Annotated in this window: 13 protein-coding genes; 4 read left to right on the forward strand and 9 right to left on the reverse strand. The window is 35.3% G+C overall.

Annotated elements, in window-relative coordinates; translation table 11 throughout:
• The first annotated feature begins 190 nt into the window (after window positions 1-190).
• On the forward strand, window positions 191-1,057 hold the full coding sequence (locus tag C1726_RS02025; RefSeq protein ID WP_102271628.1) for a metallophosphoesterase: 867 nt from the start codon (window positions 191-193) through the stop codon (window positions 1,055-1,057).
• Between the two features lie 110 nt (window positions 1,058-1,167).
• On the opposite strand, the gene C1726_RS02030 is transcribed toward C1726_RS02025, so the two are convergent.
• On the reverse strand, window positions 1,168-3,258 hold the full coding sequence (locus C1726_RS02030; RefSeq protein WP_180968065.1) for a sensor domain-containing protein: 2,091 nt from the start codon (window positions 3,256-3,258) through the stop codon (window positions 1,168-1,170).
• A gap of 303 nt (window positions 3,259-3,561) precedes the next feature.
• On the opposite strand from C1726_RS02030, the gene C1726_RS02035 reads away from it, so the two are divergent.
• The 3 genes from C1726_RS02035 to C1726_RS02045 all read left to right on the forward strand — a co-directional run bounded on the left by C1726_RS02035 (window position 3,562) and on the right by C1726_RS02045 (window position 6,003).
• Entirely contained in the window at window positions 3,562-4,170 is a 609-nt protein-coding gene (locus C1726_RS02035) for a helix-turn-helix transcriptional regulator (protein WP_102271629.1), read from the forward strand.
• A 3-nt stretch (window positions 4,171-4,173) separates the two neighbouring features.
• A complete protein-coding gene (locus C1726_RS02040) occupies window positions 4,174-5,451 on the forward strand; it encodes an MFS transporter (protein WP_102271630.1) in 1,278 nt (425 codons plus the stop codon).
• A gap of 84 nt (window positions 5,452-5,535) precedes the next feature.
• Window positions 5,536-6,003: a YkyB family protein gene (locus C1726_RS02045; protein WP_102271631.1), complete on the forward strand. Its 468-nt coding sequence runs from the start codon at window positions 5,536-5,538 to the stop codon at window positions 6,001-6,003.
• Window positions 6,004-6,059: 56 nt separating this feature from the next.
• Here C1726_RS02045 and C1726_RS02050 read toward each other — a convergent pair whose 3' ends face one another.
• The 8 genes from C1726_RS02050 to C1726_RS02085 all read right to left on the reverse strand — a co-directional run bounded on the left by C1726_RS02050 (window position 6,060) and on the right by C1726_RS02085 (window position 13,200).
• The gene (locus C1726_RS02050) at window positions 6,060-6,965 is read right to left on the reverse strand and encodes a chemotaxis protein (protein WP_102271632.1); all 906 of its coding nucleotides are present in this window, start codon (window positions 6,963-6,965) and stop codon (window positions 6,060-6,062) included.
• A 187-nt stretch (window positions 6,966-7,152) separates the two neighbouring features.
• Entirely contained in the window at window positions 7,153-7,680 is a 528-nt protein-coding gene (locus tag C1726_RS02055; protein ID WP_102271633.1) for an RDD family protein, read from the reverse strand.
• 224 nt (window positions 7,681-7,904) lie between these two features.
• Window positions 7,905-8,084: a hypothetical protein gene (locus tag C1726_RS02060; protein WP_102271634.1), complete on the reverse strand. Its 180-nt coding sequence runs from the start codon at window positions 8,082-8,084 to the stop codon at window positions 7,905-7,907.
• Between the two features lie 61 nt (window positions 8,085-8,145).
• Window positions 8,146-9,096 carry an NAD(P)-dependent oxidoreductase gene (locus tag C1726_RS02065; RefSeq protein ID WP_407642004.1) on the reverse strand — a complete coding sequence of 317 codons (951 nt, stop codon included), beginning with the start codon at window positions 9,094-9,096 and terminating at the stop codon, window positions 8,146-8,148.
• A gap of 121 nt (window positions 9,097-9,217) precedes the next feature.
• The gene (locus C1726_RS02070) at window positions 9,218-9,682 is read right to left on the reverse strand and encodes a hypothetical protein (RefSeq protein ID WP_235822683.1); all 465 of its coding nucleotides are present in this window, start codon (window positions 9,680-9,682) and stop codon (window positions 9,218-9,220) included.
• Window positions 9,683-9,870: 188 nt separating this feature from the next.
• Window positions 9,871-11,583 carry a phosphoenolpyruvate--protein phosphotransferase gene (gene ptsP / locus C1726_RS02075; protein WP_102271636.1) on the reverse strand — a complete coding sequence of 571 codons (1,713 nt, stop codon included), beginning with the start codon at window positions 11,581-11,583 and terminating at the stop codon, window positions 9,871-9,873.
• Window positions 11,583-11,849 carry a phosphocarrier protein HPr gene (locus C1726_RS02080; RefSeq protein ID WP_102271637.1) on the reverse strand — a complete coding sequence of 89 codons (267 nt, stop codon included), beginning with the start codon at window positions 11,847-11,849 and terminating at the stop codon, window positions 11,583-11,585. Before C1726_RS02080 ends, ptsP begins: the two co-directional genes overlap by 1 nt.
• 121 nt (window positions 11,850-11,970) lie before the next feature.
• Window positions 11,971-13,200 carry a hypothetical protein gene (locus tag C1726_RS02085; protein ID WP_102271638.1) on the reverse strand — a complete coding sequence of 410 codons (1,230 nt, stop codon included), beginning with the start codon at window positions 13,198-13,200 and terminating at the stop codon, window positions 11,971-11,973.
• Window positions 13,201-13,306: the final 106 nt, after the last annotated feature.

Genomic DNA, 13,306 nt, shown 5'->3' on the forward strand with positions numbered 1-13,306 from the left:
TCAAATTAAACGCCCCCTAATAAAATGAATGATTATTCATTCTTATTCTACCATTAAGTAGAGAATTTTCGAACTATTTTTCATTATTAATCTATAATCTACTTTTGATTGTTAAAATTCTCCCTTCTTTTTAAAACCATTGTTTGATAGTATAAAAGAGATGAATTTTTTTAGATAGGTTGGTAAAAACATGCCGAAAAAAATCTCAAGAAGGTCCTTTTTGAAAAGAACAATTGGCTCGCTTTTCTCCATATTTGGAGTTGGTGCTGGAGGCTATTATTATTCGAGGGAAGTTGAACCTAAATTATTGGATGTCAAACAGCATAAAATAATAAATTCTTCCATTCCTACTAGTTTCAATGATTTCAAAATCGTTCAATTTAGTGATACCCATTTAGGATTTCAATATAATGCACAGCAATTAAAAAAACTTGTAAAAAAAATAAATGCATTGAAACCTGATATCATCTTTTTCACGGGCGATTTAATGGATACACCTAATCAGTATCAGGAAGCAAACATCATTATTCCGCTATTACAGGAGTTAAAAGCGCCTTTTGGAAAATTTGCGGTCTATGGAAATCATGATCATGGCGGATATGGAACAGATATATATAAGTCTATTATTGAAGAATCTGGTTTTAAATTACTTCTAAATAGTCATCAACAAATTAAATTAATTGATGGAAGCAGCATTTATGTCATTGGGATTGATGATGCAATGCTTGGTAAACCTGAAATTCGAACCGCGATTGAAGGGGTTCCAGATGATTCCTACAAAATTTTATTATCACATGCCCCAGATTTAGCTGATGAGGCAAAAAACTTTAACATACAGCTTCAGCTTAGTGGGCATAGCCACGGCGGTCAGGTAAAAATCCCTTTTGCAGGCGCACTTGTTATCCCGCCATATGCTGAAAAGTATAAAGAAGGATTTTACACAATTGGCAGCACCCCTCTAACACTCTATGTCAATCGAGGGCTTGGTACAACCCGTTTGCCATTTCGCTTTTTATGCAAGCCTGAATTGACTATTTTTTCTCTTTTTCAGAAATAACAAAAGGAAAAGAAGCTTTCATGCTCCTTTTCCTTTTTTAGTTACTTTTCGTTTTATTCATAAGTTTTATCGCAGATTAACGGGAAGTAAGCCCCCCACTGATGAAAACATCACTTTATTTCAATTTCCTCTGCTGGAAGCGGCTTAGAATACAAAAATCCTTGAGCTTTATGGCAATTTGCATTTAATAGAAATTGAGCCTGTTCCTCATTCTCCACACCTTCGGCAATGACCTCCATCCCTAAGCTTCTTCCCAAATGGATGATCGTTGTAGTAATGGCCGCATCTTTTTCATTTACATGCACATCTTTAACAAAGGATTTATCAATTTTTAATACATCGATTGGAAATTGCTTTAAATAGCTTAAAGATGAATAGCCCGTTCCAAAATCATCAACTGAGATCGATACCCCTAGCTTTTTTAATCCAGATAATATTGGCGCTGTATCCTTCGTATCCTGCATAGCTCCTTCTGTAATTTCAATTTCTAAACATTTCGGATGGATTCGATATTTTTCTATTGCTTTCTGAATGATCGATAATAAACTATGCTGCTGAAATTGTTTAGGAGAAATATTGATTGCAACTTTAAAATCTTTCTTTCCTTTGTCTGACCAATCCTTTATTTGTTTACATGCCGTCTCAATTACCCAAGTTCCTATCGGGATAATTAAACCGGTATCCTCAGCTAGTGGAATGAAATCAGCTGGAGAAATAAATCCGAGTTTATGATTATTCCATCGTAAGAGAGCTTCATAGCTTGTTATTTTCATTGTCTTTAAGTCAATTTGGGGCTGATAATATAATGTTAGCTCATTTTTTTCAATCGCTTTGCGTAAAAATGTTTCTAATTCAACAACATTATTAATAATGGAATTCATTTCCGAACGATAAAATTGAAAATGGGCTTTTCCTTTTTCTTTCACCCGAAATAAGGCTTCATCTGCATTTTTTATTAATGCTTCCGCATTATTTCCATCGTTAGGATACATACTTACCCCTATGCTCGGGGTAATATAATATTCCTTGGAATGCAAGTAAAACGAGCTTGTAAATCTTCCTAAAATATTTTGTGCAAAACGTCTCGCTTTACTTCTATCTGCATAAGGGAGAAGAATGATAAATTCATCTCCGCCTTGCCTGTAAACAGAATAATTCTTATGCCTAAGCTCACATAATCTATCTGCTACTTTTTTTAAGATTTCATCCCCAACGATATGGCCTAAAGTATCATTTAAATATTTGAAGCGATCTAAATCAATGGAAAGAAGTGCAAATTCTTTTCCGCTTTTTTTTGCATCTAAAATATAATTATCTAAATCTCTTAGCAATGCTCTTCTATTTAATAGACCTGTTAATTGATCATGAAATGCCATATACCTAATGGTTTCGGCGTTTTCTGCCTGCTCGGAAATATCTTTGATAATAACATAGATTCCCTCTATTTCCGTATTTATAACAATTGGTACTGTCTTTAAATGAATAGATAAATAATGACCTTTTCTATGAACAAAATGAATATCTAATGACTCTGACGGATACCCATTCTTCGTTATATCGAATAAGTTTTGAAAGTCAGGTATATCCTGATCTCTAATCAAATTAAAAATAGAACGATTAGTTAATTGCTTTTCAGCATAGCCTGTTAACTGATTGCCTGCAGGATTTACTTCGAGAATAAACCCTTTTAAATCAACTGAAATGATCCCATCTAAATTATGGTCTACGATTGAGCGATACTTCTGTTCGCTCTTTATTAAACGCTTTTTCTCTAATAATGCAGTGGTTATATCTCTCGTAACAGAAACAACATAAAGAACCTCATCTTTTTCATTAAGAATGGGTGTTAAGAAAGACTCCCCAATCATTGTACTCCCATCAGGCATTAAAACTTCATCAGAAAATATCATTGTTTCTTTTCTATCAAGTATTTTTTCATATTCTAATTGTAATGAGGAAGCTACTTCTTTCGAAAGAACTTCATTAAGAGTCTTTCCAATAAAACCATTTGATAACTTAGCATGTCTAATTCCTGGTTCATTTACAAACAAATAACGGAATGAAGGTCCTTTATCAACCTTCATAATAAAAATCAAATCTTTAATATGTTTCAAAATAATATCATAAATAATTCTTTCAATTTTATTGCTAATCTTTTCATTATTTAACTCTCTTGATAATATTTCTTTCATATTTTCCATCAAAATCATCCTTATTGACTTCATTCCAATTTATTGGAATGTATCTATGTATATCTTGGTTGAAAACATATTCTTGCCATACAGACAAATAATTCACTATTATTACAAAATTCAAGTACATTTTCCTTATTATAATATAAAACGACAAAAAACACATCGACTGTTTCTAAAATTGCACTATTTAAGGCAAGGAATTTAGCTGGATTTCTCCACTTATTGGTTGATTTTACCTTTTTATTAATGTATCATTATGATATATCACATTGTTATATCATAATGATACATTAGAAGGGAGCAATTCGATTGTCTGTTGAACACACGCTGCTTGCTGTATTAAGTTATTGGCCTAGCACAGGGTATGATATTAAATCAGAATTCGAGCATAAGGCAGCTAGCCTTTATTGGGGTATGAGCTATGGCAGCATTTATCCAAAGTTAAAAAAACTCGAAGAAGAAGGGTTTATCTATACCCTTGAACAAGATGAAGAAGGGAGAAAAAAGAAGCTTTATGAGCTGACCCCAAAGGGCTGGAAGGAATTTGAAAATTGGCTCCTTACTTCACCAGCTTATCCTGTAGTTAAAGATGAACTGTTTATGAAGTTATCTACCTGGCATGACGATATGGATTACTCGATCTTAGTCGGACATTTACAAAAAAGAAGAGGAGAGACAGAAGATATTCTGAGCTTTGTTAAAGAATGGCCAAGTAACGGCTACTCTTTCGTAAGTAAATTCAGCGCTTTAGCCATTCGTTTTGCAGAAATGCGCTTAGAAGCAGAAATCAAATGGATCGATGAAGCCATTCACGCACTCCAGACGAATGATTTACCAAAGGGACAGGACCTTAATAAAAATACTGATAAAATTTTAACAAGAAGAAGAAATGCGATTAATGACATTAAGGAGAAGTGATGTATGAAAGCTGGAATGTTTAAGCCTCTTAAAATTCGTTCATTTCGTTCATTATTCGGGGCACAAGTATTTTCAGATCTAGGAAACTGGCTTGACTTCGTTGCTATACAGGTAATTGTTGCATACAACTGGGGACTAGATGCCTCTGCAATTGCATCAGTGATAATCGTAATTGGCCTCCCATGGGTAATTGTTGGTCCCTTTGCCAGTGTGTTCGTTGATCGGATGCCCAAAAAGCCAATAATGATTATCTGCTTGCTATTAAGAATTCTTTTTGTGGGCGGACTCTTCTTCTCTCCTAATCTTTATATTCTCTTAGTTTTTGTATTCTTAAAAGGAACAGTTGCTGCTCTTTACGATCCAGCAAGACAAAGTACAATTCGAATGACTGTGCCTGATGACGAGCTTCCAGAAGCAGTTACTCTTAGTCAGCTGTCAGTTAATACAATGAAGATTATTGGTCCTGCACTCGGAGGGGGAATTATTGGATTATTCGGGGTGAAAAGCCCCTTCGTATTTGAAGCAATCGGTTTTTTTATCGCTATACTCTTCTTACTAACAATGCCAAAACTAGATGAAACAACTGATCAAATACCTAATAAGGAAGCAAAGAAGGGCAGCTATTGGAGAGATTTGTCTGAAGGAATTAGACATATTGCACAAACACGTTTATTAAAGATATCCATTATTCTTTCTTCTGTCGCCTTTTTCATCATCTTTCTCTATGATGGTCTATTTGTTTTTATCGCTCAGGATTTAGGTTTTTCGGAAGGAACTTTCGGTCTGCTAATAAGCGGAGTTGGACTTGGAAGTGTCGCAGGCTCCGTATTATTAGGCTATTGGACAAATTGGAAAAAAAAACCTATCCATCTAATGTCTGGCACCTCTGTTTTTAGTGGGACATTAATTATTGCCATTGGTTTTGGAAGTATGGGAATATTAGATTTGCCTTTGTTCCTGTGGGTGGCTGGCGCATTTTTACTTGGACTGCTTGGATCCGGGGAAGCCGTCCCTTATGGCTATGTATTACAATCAGAGACTCCTAAACAAATGATGGGAAGAGTCTCTGCTGCTGCTATGTCTATTCAAACCTTTTCCATGCTTATTGCACCTGCAGCAGGAGCCTTACTTGCAAAGTTGGCTAGTGTTGCTGCTGTTATGATCGGAGCAGGTACTGCAACATGTTTGTTTGGAAGTATCGTACTCTTATTTTTACTAAGAAAAACAAGTAAGGAAGCCTTTGAAAAACCTTCTGCATCTGTAAAGAAAATATCTGGTTAAACCCACTTTACTATTTTCATTACTAGGTAAATAGGGGTATAATAAGTTATACCCCTGTAATTACTCGGAAAGGAGCTATTCATATTGAAAGCCGATAAGAATGTATATCCCCATTTGCGCCCAACGGTAGAAAACCTCTCTCAAGCAATCTTCACCGTTAACCGCCATGCAAAAACGGCACCTAATCCAAAATTTTTGTACAAACTAAAGCAAGAGGCTTTATTAAAGCTAATTAAAGAAGGAAAAGCTAAAAAAATTGGCCTGCATTTTTCTAGTAACCCTAAATATAGCCAGCAGCAATCAGATGTCCTTGTAGAATGCGGGAATTATTCATTTCATTTACCCCCTACAAAAACGGACTTCGAACTATTGCCGCATTTAGGAAAGTTAAATGAATATGTAAGAAATCCGAGGTCCTCCATATCTCTAACCCAAGGAAAAAAATTATTAATGACCTACACTGGCCTAAAGGAAAATAATGATTTCCATAATAGCAATAAACGTCCATATGAAAAACCTGTATTCAAAAAGCTTGGAGAAAGCTATTTTTAATTAAAATATAAAATGCTAGGTAAAGTGATAACACTTTCCTAGCATTTTTTTCTATATTAAAGAGCGATTTGATCAATTAGCAGTACAAGCTCAGCTATTTCAGGTTTGCTGACTTGTGCATCGGCACCAACCATTTGACCTTTATGACGAAGATCATCTGTAATTAAGGATGAAAAAATTATGACTGGAACCTTCGATAATGAAGAATTATCCTTGATTCGTTTTGTTAGATGGTGACCATCCATTTGCGGCATTTCTATATCTGTAATAAGCAGCTGTACTTCATCAGTTATATTCTTTCCAGATTGTACAAGACTTTCTAAATAATGCAATGCATCCTGTCCATTTTCGAAAAACTCAATATATTGAAAACCAGCTTCCATTAGAGTATCGTGCAATAACTTTCGCAGTAAAGGAGAATCCTCTGCGACAACAAGACGCTTATTTGATCTTTCACGTTTTCCAAGTTTTTTTACTTGCTGAACATTAATGCCTGTTTCCGGATTAATTTCCACAACAATTTTTTCAAAGTCAAGGAGAAGAATCATTTCCCCGTTTAGCTTAATGACACCAATTATTTGACTATCCGGACCTTGGTACATTTCAGACGGCTTTTCTATTTGTCCCCATGAAATACGATGAATTTGGGTTACACTGTGTACATGAAAAACTATTTTTTGCTTATTAAACTCAGCTACAATAAACTTATCCTGTTCAGGACTTTCTGATGGGGGGAACCCCAATGCATTTGCTACATTGACTACTGGGAGTACTTCCCCACGCAGTTCAATAATTCCTTCAACATTTTTATGAGCATGAGGTACTTGAATGATAGAAACAGGATTGATTATTTCTTTTACTTTTATTACATTTATACCAAACTTATTTTTCCCAATTCCAAACTCTACTATCTCTAATTCATTTGTACCGCTTTCTAATAATATTCCTTTTTTAGGATCCACTTCTATTTCGCCCTTCCTGTGTTTATAATGGTCAGTTATACCTATTACTATATCACGAATAATTATTTTTGATGAAAAAAATTTATAAGAATTTAGGATTGTTTTATCACAATCCTACTAAAAAAATGAAAATGCTGCACTGTAATAATCAGTGCAGCATTTTAAAATGGATTCATTTAGCAAACGATTATTTTTTTATTACGATCGTACTTGCAATTAAATCGTGGAGAGACTGTTTCTTTTCTGTAAAAGCAGCAATAATAAATCCGATACAAAAGATCCCAGATAAAAAGGAAAGGGCTAAATATCGACCTAAGGATCTCCAGAAAGATATTCGATTTCCATGAAGGTCTGTTACTTTTAAACCAAGAAGCTTTTTCCCGATTGTCGCCTGCCACTTAGATGCATGTAATCCAGCAAAATATGCAATAGCTACAATCCAGCAAAGCAAGATTGTAACAACAGTTGCCCCAAGATAAGATCCTAAAAATAATAATGCCTGTTCATCCGATATATCTTGATTGTAATATCCTGGATCTGCATACAATTCTAATGCACCTGTTGGAAGAATAAATAGCATATAAATAATAACTGAAATAATTCCAAGAGGAATCCCAACAATGATTGCATCAATTAAATAAGCTGCAAACCGGATCCAAAACCCACCGTACTCCTTTCTTTCTTCATATGGCTGTTTTTCCAACATGGTTTCCACTGCATAACCTCCAGAGCAAAATTAAAATAAGCTGATAAAAAATAGAATAAAATAAACCATTTTAACTATCTTTATAGCTCCTTTTATTATACTCAACATTTCCAATTTATTAACACTACTATTATACCATTTTATTGGAAGTGTTAAATGTTACTATATACTTTTTCCTATATCCATTGTAATAATTAAGGCAAATAATAAGGTGAGCTTTTCGCTCACCACTATTATTGTCCTTTATATTTGCCATTATTTTTTGGTGCTTTTTCTTTCTTTGCTTTCTCTTTATGCATTTTATTCGCTGCGGCACTTCCAAATTCATGTGAGAACTCTGTGTCAAGTACCGCTGAGTCAAAGCCTTTTTTATTTTTTTGCTTCGGATCATCCTTTTTTGACTTTTTTGCCATTATAAATCCCCCTTTTGTAATAATCATTTATATTATTGTTTAATAGGGGGATGATTATTCTTTATCGATCCCAATATTTATACAATGCTTGTGTCCCGCTATTTTCCTCCCCTATTTCAGCAAGCTCTGAATACATTTTTTTCGCCAGGGCGAGTCCTGGAGTTTCCATGCCCATTGCATCAGCTTCGTGCAGGGCGATATTCATGTCTTTAATAAAATGTTTAATATAAAAGCCTGGGTCAAAATTCCTGTTTATCATTCTTGGTGCTAAATTCGATAAAGACCAGCTCCCCGCAGCACCTGTTGAAATACTCTTAAGAACGGTGTCAGGATTCAGTCCTGCTTTTTCTGCATATACAATAGCTTCACAAACACCGATCATATTAGAAGCGATCGCAATTTGGTTACACATTTTTGTATGCTGCCCTGAACCCGCCTTGCCTTGATAAACAATATTTGTTCCTAAGTGTTTAAACACTGGCTCCATTGCATGAAAGGACTCTTCATCTCCGCCTACCATAATAGACAGCCTTCCTTCTTTTGCACCAATATCCCCGCCTGAAACTGGTGCATCTAATGCGAATATTCCTTTCTTTTTCGCTTCAGTATATATTTTACTCGCAAGTGTAGGTGTGGAAGTCGTCATATCAATAACATATGTATTTTCTTTTCCATTTGGAATAATGCCATTTTCCCCTAAATACACTTCTTCCACATCAGCCGGATATCCAACAATTGTAATGATAATATTCGACTTTTCAGCTACCTCTTTTGGAGATCCTGCCCATTTAGCCCCTTTAGAAAGCAAATCCTCTGCCTTGTCTTTCGTCCGAGAATAAACAACTAATGAAAATCCTGCATTTAGCAGGTGCTCTGCCATACTCTTTCCCATGACTCCGGTGCCAATGAAACCAATAATTGTATTTTCAATTTGTAACATAAAGATCCCCCTCTTCAAACGCCAAGACGTTTTTCTTTGTAAATGTCTGAACTTTCTCTTCAATTCTAGCACTGTTTGACATTTTTATAAATTAAACTAATTGATTCATCAAAAGAAGACTAGGCAAACTGCCTAGTCCTTCTCCATATTTCATGCGCTTTTTTAGTATTTCCTTTATGTAATGAATTAAACACTATAGCTGTGAAGAGAAGTTTGTTAAAAATGCCTTTGCAAAGACTTCTTCATCATTGAAAACTTCCACTGAAACAGCATCTTCATTGATGATCATCTCTTCAATTTCATAAACATGCAAGTCCTTTATTAAGGGAATGGGGTTCATAAAGATAAAATTGTTTTTTTTGTCGACATCGATGTACTCACCCTTTATGTTAGCACTTGCCCCATACACGATCTCACTCATTCCTAATGCTGATGCAAGTCTGTCATTATGGATAGAAACCTTTACTTTATAAACTTCTTTTCCACTTAAAATCTTCTCATTAATCTTAAAACGAAATTGCAGTTCATTATTTTTAGTTAAAAAAGCTTCTGCGTGACTGTTAACTATTGACTCCTGATTGCTGATTGAACAGCCAGTAATTGCAAGTGAAAATGTAATAAAAATCATTTGAAGATTGCGTACTGCAATTCTGTTCATGTGTTGCCCTCCTTTTTCCTACCTTTTCCTTTTCAAATGATATGTAAACCTCAAAATCAAAAAAATAAACTGACTTTTTTAAGCCAGTTTAAAAAGGGGGAAATTGTTAGAGCAGCTTACATGTTCAACATAAGTGCTTCTATAAGCAATACCCGATTATTTATATGAATAAACCTAATAATAAATTATTATTTTATAATTTTTTTCACTGCATCTAAAACCTCTTCTGCCGTTCTCATTTTTAAAGCTTCTGCTGCAAGCTTTTCCATCTCATTCTTATTTAGTGCCCTGATTTGCGAGCGTGCCTTTAATATTGAAGTGGCACTCATCGAAAATTCATCCAGCCCAAGTCCTAATAACAACGGGATTGCCATTTCATCCCCAGCCATCTCTCCGCACATGCCAGCCCATTTCCCTTCTTTATGGGCAGCATCAATAACCATTTTAATTAAGCGCAAAATTGCCGGATTATAAGGCTGATATAAGTAGGAAACTCTTTCATTCATCCGGTCAGCAGCCATTGTATATTGAATTAAATCATTTGTTCCAATGCTAAAGAAGTCAACTTCCTTTGCAAATTGGTCGGCTATAATAGCTGTTGACGGAATTTCAACCATTATGCCTACCTCAATATGTTCACTCACTGTTACCCCTTCAATTACTAATTTCTGCTTCTCTTCTTCTAATATCGTTTTTCCTTCACGAAACTCATCAAGGGTTGCAATCATTGGAAACATAATTTTTAAATTGCCAAAAGAGCTTGCTCTGAGCAATGCTCGCAATTGAGTTCGGAACATATCCTGCTGCTCCAAACATAAGCGAATGGCACGAAATCCCAAAAATGGATTCAGTTCTTCTGGAAGATGTAGATAAGGTAACTTTTTGTCTCCCCCGATATCAAGCGTCCGCACAATGACCGGTTTTCCTGACATCCCTTCTAATACTGTTTTATACGCCTCAAACTGTTCCTCTTCCGTCGGCAGCTGACTTCTTCCCATATATAAAAATTCAGTTCGATAAAGACCTATTCCCTCCCCGCCATTGTTAATTACACCTTCAAGGTCATTAGGTGTGCCAATATTGGCGGCAAGTTCAACAAAGTATTGATCAGCTGTGTACGATTTTTCATTTACAAGCTTTGCCCACTCTGATTTTTGAACCTCATGATTTCTTAATTCTTCTTCATATTCAGAAACTGCCTCGGGTGTTGGGTTAATATGAACAAGTCCTCTTAATCCATCTACAATAAGTAAGTCTCCATTTTGAATGACTTTAGTAGATTCCTTCGTACCAACTACAGCAGGGATTTCTAATGAACGAGCCATTATGGCTGAATGAGATGTTCTTCCGCCAATGTCGGTTGCAAATCCTTTAACAAATTGTCTGTTTAACTGAGCAGTATCGGAAGGTGTGAGATCTTCGGCAATGATGATAACCTCATCGGCGATCAAACTAGGGTTAACCATTTGGACACCAAGTAAATGGGAAAGCACCCTCTTTGTTACATCTCGAATATCTGCTGCACGTTCCTTCATATATTCATTTTCCATTTGTTCAAACATCAAGACGAACATATCTGCCGTTTCTTTTAATGCATACTCAGCATTAACTTGCTCATTTTTAATTTTTTCTTCAATCGGATGGGTAAGCTCTGGATCACATAATACGAGTAAATGAGCATCAAAGATTGCTGCTTTATCTGTACCTAGTTTCTTAAGTGCACGATCCCGGATAACTTCCAATTCACTTTTAGAGGCGGAGAGAGCAGACTGAAACCGTCCAATTTCCTCTGTTGAATCTTTTATTGTTTTTTTCTCAAAGGACAGGTCTGGTTCGATTAAACGATATGCCTTCGCGATGGCAATCCCACTTGACGCAGCAATTCCATTTAAGAAGCTCATTATTCAGCCAATCCTTCTTTTTTCAATGTTTCTTCAATACCGGCAATTGCCTCCTGCTCATCACTTCCATCAGCAGAAATCTTAATTTCTCCACCTTGACCAATGCCAAGAGACATAACTCCCATTATAGATTTTAGATTCACTGTTTTCGCTTTATATTCCAATTGTATATCAGCATTAAACTTACTTGCTATCTGTACTAATAATGTTGCAGGTCGAGCATGGATGCCAGTATCTGCTGTTACAGTAAATTGTTTTTCAACCATTATCGATCAAACTCCTTTTCATCTTTCCTGAATACAAATTTTTAGTATATACTCCATATATCAACTGTTATTTTTTCCAATGATTGTTATTTCATGTATAGAAAAACTAAAGACCAAACATCTAAGTATCTTTCTTCGAAGATTTTTTAATTTCTTTTATCTCGCGTTTCTTTTCTTCGATTCTTCTGATAAAATTTGCTTCCTCTTCCTTTGTAGTACGAAAACCGCCATACCTTACTTTTTCATAAACGGAAATGATATCACTTGAATCCATGATTCCGATTCGATTTAGCCACTCTGATAAGGACTCGAATGGCTGTCTGCCCATATGAAGCTTTTGTGCAAAATGTTCAAAAGCAAATATTTCTTTTCGAATTGGATCAGTTGGCGGAATTCTCTTCCCTTTTCGAAAAATTACCGCCTTTTCTTTTATAAAAGAACTCTCAGTTAATAAAACAGCTACTGGGTTCGTTTCCCCATTGCCAAGAACCTTATTCTTTCTTCTATAAATGTAGAAAAAGGAAAATAAAAGAATAGCAATAAAAAGAATTGTCCCAATAACTGTAGGATCTAGAAATGTATTTTGCCCAAGTTCACCCAGCTCATTTTCTGTTTCAGCATTTTCTTCTAGTTTTTCATTGTCAGTCAGATTGGCAATCTTTTTCGACCAGTCTTGAGATTCTGCCCAGTTAAAGAAGGGCTTCGTAATGAAAGTTATAATATGAACCCCTATATTTAGCAATGAAAAAAACAGTGCTTTAATCGCATTCATTCCACCTGCAAGAATCATTCCGACTGTTCCAATTATAAAGAGTACTGATAAGAACGGAAGAAAAAAATGCTTTTTATTATTTGTTTTCTCATCCACATCAAGCCAACGTCTTAGAAATCCCCCAATAATGATAAATAAAACTTGGGCAATCATCAATCCGCCAATGGCAGCCATATTTGCAGGAGAAGAAACACCTGTAAAGAAAAGCATCAGAATCCCTAGAAGAATAGAAAATAAGAGCCAATTTCCTTCATTTTGTTTATCTTGTTCACTTACATGAGATATCGTCCGCCAAAATACAAAAAAACTAACAAGAATACTGAAGATGATGGAAAATCCAAGAACATGCCCGACAATTAAAATAGCAGGAATTAAAAGAACAAAATATAACTGCTTTCCTCTTTCTTTAAACTTTTCTAATAAAAAGAGAAAGAGCAGGCAGCTAGTAATCATAATAATAAAATAGAATAGTAGCGGTACTTTTTTTCCGTATAAAGAGTAAAATGGAAAGATAACAAGTGCACCGAAAATTATTTCAATAATGAGCAAATACATCACATTCCAGCCGCTCTTTATCATGTCCCCACCCCTTTATTCACTGGAGCCTGCCTTAGCATAAGCGCCGCATCCGAGCCATCAAGATTAATCTCTAAAATGGTTGCTCCATTTTTTTGTATGAAGTTGA

The sequence above is a fragment of the Cytobacillus massiliigabonensis genome, assembly GCF_900199725.1.
GTDB classification, from domain to species: domain Bacteria; phylum Bacillota; class Bacilli; order Bacillales; family Cytobacillaceae; genus Cytobacillus; species Cytobacillus massiliigabonensis.